General features: G+C 48.1%; 6 protein-coding genes. 4 read left to right on the top strand and 2 right to left on the bottom strand.

All coding sequences use genetic code 11. The annotated features are described in order from the left end of the window. Positions 1-563: SGNH/GDSL hydrolase family protein (locus tag ACTHUE_RS07415; RefSeq protein ID WP_440423193.1), on the top strand; the 563-nt coding region annotated here is incomplete at its 5' end. A gap of 108 nt (positions 564-671) precedes the next feature. Here ACTHUE_RS07415 and ACTHUE_RS07410 read toward each other — a convergent pair. Both ACTHUE_RS07410 and ACTHUE_RS07405 read right to left on the bottom strand, forming a co-directional pair. Further along, the gene (locus tag ACTHUE_RS07410) at positions 672-1,292 is read right to left on the bottom strand and encodes a LemA family protein (RefSeq protein WP_234395834.1); all 621 of its coding nucleotides are present in this window, start codon (positions 1,290-1,292) and stop codon (positions 672-674) included. A 112-nt stretch (positions 1,293-1,404) separates the two neighbouring features. Next, positions 1,405-2,493, bottom strand: coding sequence for a metallophosphoesterase (locus ACTHUE_RS07405; RefSeq protein ID WP_070504789.1), 1,089 nt, complete (start codon positions 2,491-2,493; stop codon positions 1,405-1,407). Between the two features lie 105 nt (positions 2,494-2,598). Between ACTHUE_RS07405 and ACTHUE_RS07400 the strand changes: the two genes are divergently transcribed. The 3 genes from ACTHUE_RS07400 to ACTHUE_RS07390 form a co-directional block, all read left to right on the top strand. Next, a complete protein-coding gene (locus tag ACTHUE_RS07400) occupies positions 2,599-3,507 on the top strand; it encodes a Dyp-type peroxidase (RefSeq protein ID WP_049343964.1) in 909 nt (302 codons plus the stop codon). Between the two features lie 211 nt (positions 3,508-3,718). Further along, positions 3,719-5,386, top strand: coding sequence for a ShlB/FhaC/HecB family hemolysin secretion/activation protein (locus tag ACTHUE_RS07395; protein ID WP_049343965.1), 1,668 nt, complete (start codon positions 3,719-3,721; stop codon positions 5,384-5,386). A 255-nt stretch (positions 5,387-5,641) separates the two neighbouring features. After that, on the top strand, positions 5,642-8,835 hold a 3,194-nt coding region (locus tag ACTHUE_RS07390), incomplete at its 3' end, for a two-partner secretion domain-containing protein (protein ID WP_440423191.1).

Here is an 8,835-nt window from a genome sequence, read left to right as displayed (position 1 = left end):
TGACCCTCAGCAGCAGCATGCCTTGGCAAATCGGTTTCATTAATATCGAACGCCCCGGACGCGGCGTAACCGTTTCCGCCATGGGCATCAACGGCGCGCAGTTATCCCAATGGTCAAAATGGCGGCCGGGTATGTGGGAAGATTTGGCACAAACCAAAGCCGATTTAATCATCCTTGCCTACGGTACCAATGAAGCCTTTTCCGGCAATCTCGATATTTCCTCTACCGAACGGACATGGCGCAATTACATCCGTCAAATCAAAAACACCCTGCCCAACGCAGGTATCCTGATCCTCGGCGCTCCGGAATCTTTGAAAACCGCCTACGGCAGCTGCGGCAACCGTCCGGTCTTGCTCAGCGAAGTACAACAAATGCAGCAACGCGTTGCCCGTGACGAAAAAATCATGTTCTGGTCTTGGCAAGATGCAATGGGGGGCGCATGCAGCATGAAAAGCTGGATGGCTCAAGGCTTGGCAGCCAAAGACGGCGTTCACTTCTCTGCACAAGGTTACGAAACTGCAGCCGATAAGCTTGCCGACAGCCTGATCCGCTTTGCCCAATAAATTGGCCAAAGCCTAAGTATTTTTCATTAACAGTAAACAAAAGGCCGTCTGAAATTAATATTTCAGACGGCCTTTTGTGTATCACTTATTCAGCAAACTGCTTAATTTTTAAGCTAACATATTGCTGCTCATGCGTTGCGTTTGATTTTCCGTGAAACGAACCAATCCTGCCTGCTTGTCAAAGCCTAATGGCTTGGCGACAAGGCGGTTGGGCAGCTTGTTTAAATGATGGTTGTAACTTCCGGCTCTGCGGTTGTAAGTACGGCGTGCTGATGCAACTTCCGCTTCTGCTGCATCCAGCATTTCCATCAAACCCGCCAATTGCTCATCAGGATACTGTTTCAAAAGACCGTTGACGGCAGTTTGCAATTTTTTCAACGCATGATTCAATGCTGTTTCGGCTTCACACAGATGTTTGATTTTGGACTCGGAAAATGTTTTGGCAGTTTGCGCCAATGCAGTTTCGACTTCGGCACACATCTGCTGAACGTTTCGATCCGATGCAATGCCCTGCTCTTGCAGATGTTTGCTGTATGCATCCAATACATGACGGACGGCCTGATGTCGGCAGTCGAGCGCAATGCGCAAAGAGACAAAGGATTCGCGACAGTCTTTTTTGCGGTCTTTCAACTGTTGTTTGAAATACAATAAGACGGCGGCGATTGATACGAAGATAAGTGCAAGACTAATAATGCCCATAGTGAGTTCCCTAGTTATGATGCCACTCATATCGGTGGCTGATTTTATTAACATCGATTATAATCCAATTTCAATATTTTTTCCCAATTTTCATAAAAAAGGCCGTCTGAAATTCAGACGGCCTGAAGTTTATATTTCTATTTCAATGCTTTGACTTGATGTCAATAACCCACACTTCTGATTGCGAACCCAAACGCAAGGGAATGCCCCAGAAGCCGTAGCCCGAAGTGGTGAAGAAATGGCCGTTGCCGATCGCCTCATAACCGTAAGCAAGACGATAAAGCGTACGGACGATAAGGTTGGCAGGTGCAACTTGGCCGTTGTGGACATGGCCGGAGACCTGCACATCAATCGGCAGCCGGGCATGGGTTTCGATTGAAGTAGGACGGTGGTCCATCAATAAAACCGGTAATCGGGTATTTTGACCTTCTAAAAGCTGCTCCGCACTAGGACGCTTGCGATCCAAATCATCGCTCCGCCCTACCAGCAACACACCATTCACTTCCAAAACCTGATTGGCCAAAACCGTCAAGCCTGCAGCTTCCAATTCATGTTTGATACGCTTCTGATCGCGGAACCAGTCATGATTGCCCAAAGTGGCATAAACGCCCATCGGCGCAGTCAGCTTCTGCAAATGTGGTTTCATGTTTTCTTTAAGGTAGGCATCGACGGTATCGTCCATCAAATCGCCCGGCAGCAACACTATGTCGACTTTTTCCCGCTTCATGATGTCCGTCAACTTGTCCAATTGACGCGCGCCAAACAAAATCCCCAAGTGCAAATCGCTGGCCACGCCGATACGCAGCGGCTTATCCATTTTCTTATTGATGAATACAGTCTGATGGCGGACCACGGGCGTATAGGCGTTATACATCCCCAAACCGAGCAAACCGGCCACAAACAAAGGCGCAAACAGCCGCAGGCTTCGAGAAAGCGGTTGGCGTGCCACAAAACGGCGCAGCAAAAGATACAGGATAAATGTCACCAACGCGGCATACATCACAAACAGCAAGATTACCATCCAAAACGCCACCACGCGGAACATCATATGCCCCAACTCCAGCAGCAAGCCGATCAACAAGCCGTTTGTAATGAAATAGGAAATACCCATTAGCCAACGTCTGCCAACTTTGCCAATCCAAGGCGCAAACAGCCATTGCAGTGAACGCCCAAGCCCGAATGTAAACACTTGCAACAGAATGACGCTCACAAAAAACATCTTACCAAACATGACTTTCCGACCCTAAAAAAATCAAAAGGCAGATTTTAGGCCGTCTGAAACTTTCAGTGTATAATCTCCCGCGTAAAAACCCATAATATTTTGAAAGGAATCATCATGAGCCACCCTCAATCAGCTATTATTCCTGATCACGCACAAGCCGGTATTTTTATCGAAGCAGACATTTCAGACGGCCGCAACGAAGACATCAAATCTGCCTGCCGCCTTTCTTTGGAATCCTTGGCCAAACTGAAAACCCGTTTTCCAAATGATATTTTGGGTTTGACCATTGCCTTTGGCAGCCGCGCATGGCAATCGTTCGGCCATACTGACGAAGGCAGCGAAATCAAACCTTTTCCTGAATTGGGCAACGGCCTCGCCCCCTCCACCCAACACGATCTCTATATCCACATTCAAGCCACCGAGCAAAAAGCCGCCTATGCCTTAGCTCAATCTGTTTTAGGCGCATTCGGCGACAGCATCCGCGTATCCACTGAAGAACACGGCCTGCGCCTGTATGAAGACCGCGGCTTGGACGGTTTTGTCGATGGTACGGAAAATCCGCAGGGCGATGACAATGTGCGCAATGTCGCCATTATTCCCGAAGGCAAGCCCGATACCGGCGGCAGCTATGTTTTGCTGCAAAAATACCTGCACGATTTAAAAAAATGGGATGCCGTCCCTACTGCCGAACAAGAAGCCAGCGTAGGCCGCAGCAAAGAAACCAATGATGAATTCAACGAAGACGTGCGCCTGCCCGACTCCCATCTCGGCCGCGTCAATGTCAAAGAAAACGGCGTTGACTTGAAAATTGTCCGCCGCAGCCTGCCCTTCGGCAAAATCAGCGGCGAACATGGTTTGATGTTCACTTCCTATTGCAACACGCTGCACAATATTGAAGTTCAGCTGCTCAATATGTTCGGCGATGCAGACGGCAAAACCGACTTACTGCTGAAATATTTGTCTAAAGCCGTATCAGGTGCTTACTACTACGCGCCTTCTGTCGAGCGTTTGCAAAATCTTTAACGGCTCACAGGCCGTCTGAAAAAACCTGCTTTTTCAAAGGCAGGTTTTTGTTATTTAAATTCCCTTAATATTTTTATGGTATTATCATAAAAATTTATCCCATTGTTGCTTAATAAACCCTGATTGCAGACAAGGATAAAAACCGATACGCCCCAAGCAGCTATTTTCGATAAAATAAACCCAATTATTATCCCTATAAAATTACGACACCATGTACAAATCCCGCCTTCTTCCCCTGCCCGTATTGATTCTCTCCGCGCTAAACGCCTATGCGGCCAATACACCGAATCCGCTTAATCAAATCGATAAAAACGTACCCAACCAATTCGACAAAGACTTCCGCGACAATCTCGATCAGATTCATTCGGTCGAAATCCAAAAACGCGAGCAGTCGGCATGGGATTTACAGAAAAAACAAGATAACGACACGGTTGCACAAGAGGTGCCGTCTGAAAACAATACCGAATGTTTGGATTACACCGGTATCGAACTTTCCGGCATTACGCTCATCGATTCCAAAAAGATTGAAGCCAAGCTCCCCAAATGCATCAATCAAAACAACATCAACCAACTGAACCGGGATATCGTTGCCGAATATATCGCTCAAGGCTATCCGCACACGCAAATCAAATTTGAAACCACGCCTGAGCGTGTTTTGAAATTAGCAGTCATCGAAGGCAAAATCCGTGAGATTACCGGCGGCTCCCGTACAGTCAACGTCGACACCCTCTTCCCCAATCATCAAGGCAAACCGCTGAACATTCAATACCTCGACCAAGGTATCGAACAGGCAAACCATGTTGCTGGCAACAACGTCAGCATCGATGTTTATCCGCATGATGACGGCACCGCCTCAATCCAACTCAACAACGATGCCGAAAAACATTGGGGCGGCAGCGTCACCATTGACAATAAAGGCAACAAACCCAATACCACGACACTGCGCGGCAGCCTGAATGTCGGCAGCCCGTTGGGATTGAGCGACTCCCTTTATCTAAACGGCTATACCAATCTAAACAACCACGACAGCCATTACAGTCGCGGCGGCAGTATGTTCTATCAAGTTCCTTATGGTGCATGGACATTCAGCACTTACGCCGCCGCGTCGCAATCGCAAAGCATCTTAACGCCCAGCGTAACACGTTATGCCTACCGCTCCCAATCCAAAGCGGCAGGAATCAAAGCAGACCGCGTATTCTCACGCAGTCAAAAACATATTACCTCCGCCTATATCGGCATCGATTATGTGAAACAGACTGCAAAATTTGCCGACAGCAAACTGGAATTGCAAAGCCCGGAAGTCTATTCGACACAAGTCGGCCTATCGCATACAGCCATCCTGCCAAACGGCATTTGGCTCAACAATATCGGCGTGGAACAAGGATTTGCGAAAAATACCGAACACACGCCATTCGACAAGCGTTATACCTCTGTATCCTTGCAGAGCAATTTGATTCAAAACCGTCCATTGGGTAAATGGATCGTGCGCAACCATCACCAAATAGACGCCCAATATAGCCCGCATGATTTGTTTGCCGCCAAAGAAATGGACATCGTCGGTTATCAAAATGTACGCGGTTTCCGTTCAACTTCTTTGAGCGCAAACAGCGCAGTCTTGTTGAGCAATACCGTTTATTTCCGCCGCAATACGCCCCACGGCATCTATATCGAGCCTTATCTGGGCGCAGACATCGGCGTTGCCAAAAACAATAACGAAGGTTCGCAACGTGCCATGGGCTTAGTGGCAGGTTTGAATTTGGGCAAGGCGGACAAATGGCAGCTTTCTGCCGACTACGGCAAAGGTTTTGCGCGCATGCCCAACCAATCAAACAGCGAAAAACAGGATCATGTGACTGTTTCTTTACGCATTCCATTTTAAAGTTATGTAAATATATATCCTTTTATCCAATATATAAACCGCCTATCTTACCGTTATTAATTTTCCATTAATATCAATGAGATGGGCGGTTTTTATTTGCATTTGAAATAGTGCACACAAGGCCATACTGGTGGTATGATTGTAAAAAAATTCATAACAATGTTAATACATTCAAAAATTTCCTCAACAGAAATCCAATACCCGATATGGGATTTCTGATTCAATCTCCATCACGATAAATAAGGATTAAAATCCATGAAAATCGACACTTTATATCAGCCTAAGCTCTCAGCTTCCGGCAAAGTAACTGTCGCCGTGTGCTTTGCATTCCTGGGAAATGCAGCGGTAGCCGCCAATATCGAAGCCATCGGCCAAACTTCGGTACAGCAGCAACACAATGTTGACATCGTCAACATTGCCGCACCGACGGCTCAAGGTCTTTCTCACAACCAATATAACAAGTACAACGTTTCCCAACACGGTGCCGTTTTGAATAACGCCCTGTCTGCCGGTAAATCCCAACTGGCCGGAAACCTGTCTGCCAACAAAAACTTCCAAGGTCAGGCCGCATCTGTGATCTTGAATGAAGTGGTCAGCAAAAACCCTTCCCTGATCTTGGGTCAGCAAGAGATCTTCGGTATTGCCGCAGACTATGTTTTGGCAAACCCTAACGGCATTACCCACAACGGCGGCAGTATCCTGAATGCCAACCGCGCATCCTTGGTTGTCGGTACGCCAACCGTTTCAGACGGCGCGTTGAAATCTTTCAATATCAGCGACAATGGCAAACAACTGCAAGTAAACGGCAATTTGAGCGGCAACCGCGTGGTTGACCTGCTCGCGCCGCAAGTGGTTGTCGGCAAATCAGCCAACGTTAATGCCGCCGACGCCATCAATGTTTCTTCAGGCAAAAGCAACTTCGACTACAAAACCGCACAAATCGAAGCATTGGACGCTGCTTCAAATGCGCCGGTGCTTGACGGTCATATTTTCGGCAGTATGCGCGCCGGTACCATCCGCATCCACGCGACCGACAAACGCGCCAAACAAAACATTCAAAATGCCGCCATTACCGGTACCCGCTACCTGAATATCGACAGCAAAGGCAACCTGAGCATCCAGTCCGCCAATCTGACCGGCGCACAAATGGAATTGTTTGCCCGCGATACCGACATCAAAGGCACGGTTACCAGCCATTCTGCCAACAAATCTTCCAGCGGCAAAGAGGCGCAAAATGTTCAGCACTTCCGTTCGGACCGCAACAAAACGGAAACCTTTACCGCCAGCAATATCAATGCATCCGAGTCATTGACTTTGAACAATAGCGGCAGCCTCAACCTGAGCGCAGCCAACATCAATGCCGGCGCGCTGACTGCTTCTGCCACAGGCAATATCAATTCTAACGCGGTAAAAACCACCAACCGTACAGAATCCGACCACACTCAAAGCAAAGGCCTTTGGTACAACAACAACCTGAGCTCCTCTGCTGACGAAAGCCTGCATCAAACCAAAATCAATGCCGGTTCTGTCAATATTGCCACCACCGGCAAAGTTCAATTGGATGCGACCGAACTGAACTCGGCTGCTGATGCACGCATTGCCGCCCAACAAGGAATCGTATTAAGCAGCAACAGCGAAACCGACAGCAGCTCGACTTATGTCAGCTTCAAAAATGAAACTGCTGCCCTGAAAACCGGTATCGCTACAAAATCTTCCAAAAACTCTACCGCCCATCAAACCAAAATCTCCGCAGCCGGTGATATCGGTTTGATTTCCGAAGGCGATTTGAGCACTTACGGCGCAAGCATTGCGGCAAACGGCAATGTCGTTACCGATGTCAACAACATCAACTTGGGTACTCAAACCACCATCAACACCAACAGCCTCGACGACCAGAAAAAATACTGGGGCGGCCTGTTCGGCGGTGAAAGCCAAGTTCAAAACAACCGTACCGAAAACCTGCACGGCAGCAGCATTACTGCCAACTCAAACATAGTTTTGGGTGCAAAAAACGGCGTCAACGTTTACGGCAGTACCGTTGAAGGCCAAGCCGGTACATTCGTCAGCTCCAAAGCAGGCAATGTCGATATTAAAAACGCCACCAGCACCGATACTTCCGCACAAAGCGCGCGTAAAGGTACGATTTTCAATATCACTACCTCTAAAACCAGCAGCAACAGCAGCATTGAAAAAGTAACCGGTTCTACCTTGGTTTCCAATGCCGACCTGACCGTTGTTTCCAACAAAGACATCAATGTGATCGGTTCTGCATTGTTTGCGGCACAAAAACTGCAACTTTCTTCCGCAGGCGATTTGACCATTGATGCTGCCAAAGCGGTAGAAAACAAACAGGTCAACGAGTATTCCATCAAAGGCTACTCTGGCACCGAAACCAATAAAGAAAACGGCAGCGTGACTGCCAAAGCCGGTATTAAATTCACCGATACCCACACCGACACCCACTCTGTCGGCCTGAACGGCAGCATTTTGACCGGTAAAAACACCCAGTTGTCTTCCAACTCAAACGTTACCGTCAGCGGTAGCCAAGTCAACGGCGAAGAATCTGTCAACATTTCCGCAGCCAATGACGTCAATGTTGTTGCATCCAAAGGCAGCAACACTGTGACCGAATCCGGACGCGTAACTGATTTGGGCGTATCTGCTACTGCATACGAAAAAAATAACGTTGCAGGCGTCGGCGTATCTGTCGGCATTACCAGCACCAAAACAGATGCAACTACCGTAACGAATACATCTCATGTATCCAACATCAACACCGGCGGCAACGCCACCATCACTGCAAACGGCAATATTAATCAAGAAGGTACAGTGATTAATGCGACCGGCAATGTGGTTGAAGCTGCCAAAAACGTTACCCATGCAGCGGCACACAGCGGTGCAAAATCCGATGTGAAACAAAACGGCGGCGGTTTGGTCGTTTCTGCCGGCATCAGTACCAACAAAGGCATCGGCGGTGAAATCACTGCACAAGGTCAAGGCAACTCCTCGACCCACAATGAATCCACTGCAACCGTAACCACCATCAACGCAGGCAATGCCATCGTTTTGGCAAATGACAAAGTGTCTGATGAAGGTACAAAATACGATGTGACCGGTGCGATTAACATTGATGCAGGTTCATACCACAACACTGCCGCCCACAACACCAGCAACAGCAGCAGTAAACAAGGCGGCGCTTCTTTGACTGTCGGCGCATACACCAAAGATGGTTCAAACGTTGATGTGAATGCCAACCTGAACGTCAACTACGCTGATGAAAACAAAAAAGAATCTACCGCCGTCAAAGGCGATATGAATGCGACCAATGTTGTCATCAACGCCAAAGACTCTGCTGAAATCGCATCCAACATTACCGCCAACAACAACGTCAACATTACCGCAGGCAACGGCGTAACCTTCACCGAGTCAGCCAATACTGCCTCCAACCA

The sequence above is a fragment of the Neisseria sp. P0021.S005 genome, from assembly GCF_051956955.1.
This window is presented reverse-complemented; position numbering and strand designations above follow the sequence as displayed.

What these genes read in the sequence shown, in the direction of transcription:
- ACTHUE_RS07410 (WP_234395834.1), bottom strand. Translation starts at nt 1,292, where the DNA reads ATGAGTGGCATCATAACTAGGGAACTCACTATGGGCATTATTAGTCTT.
- ACTHUE_RS07405 (WP_070504789.1), bottom strand. Translation starts at nt 2,493, where the DNA reads ATGTTTGGTAAGATGTTTTTTGTGAGCGTCATTCTGTTGCAAGTGTTT.
- ACTHUE_RS07400 (WP_049343964.1), top strand. Translation starts at nt 2,599, where the DNA reads ATGAGCCACCCTCAATCAGCTATTATTCCTGATCACGCACAAGCCGGT.
- ACTHUE_RS07395 (WP_049343965.1), top strand. Translation starts at nt 3,719, where the DNA reads ATGTACAAATCCCGCCTTCTTCCCCTGCCCGTATTGATTCTCTCCGCG.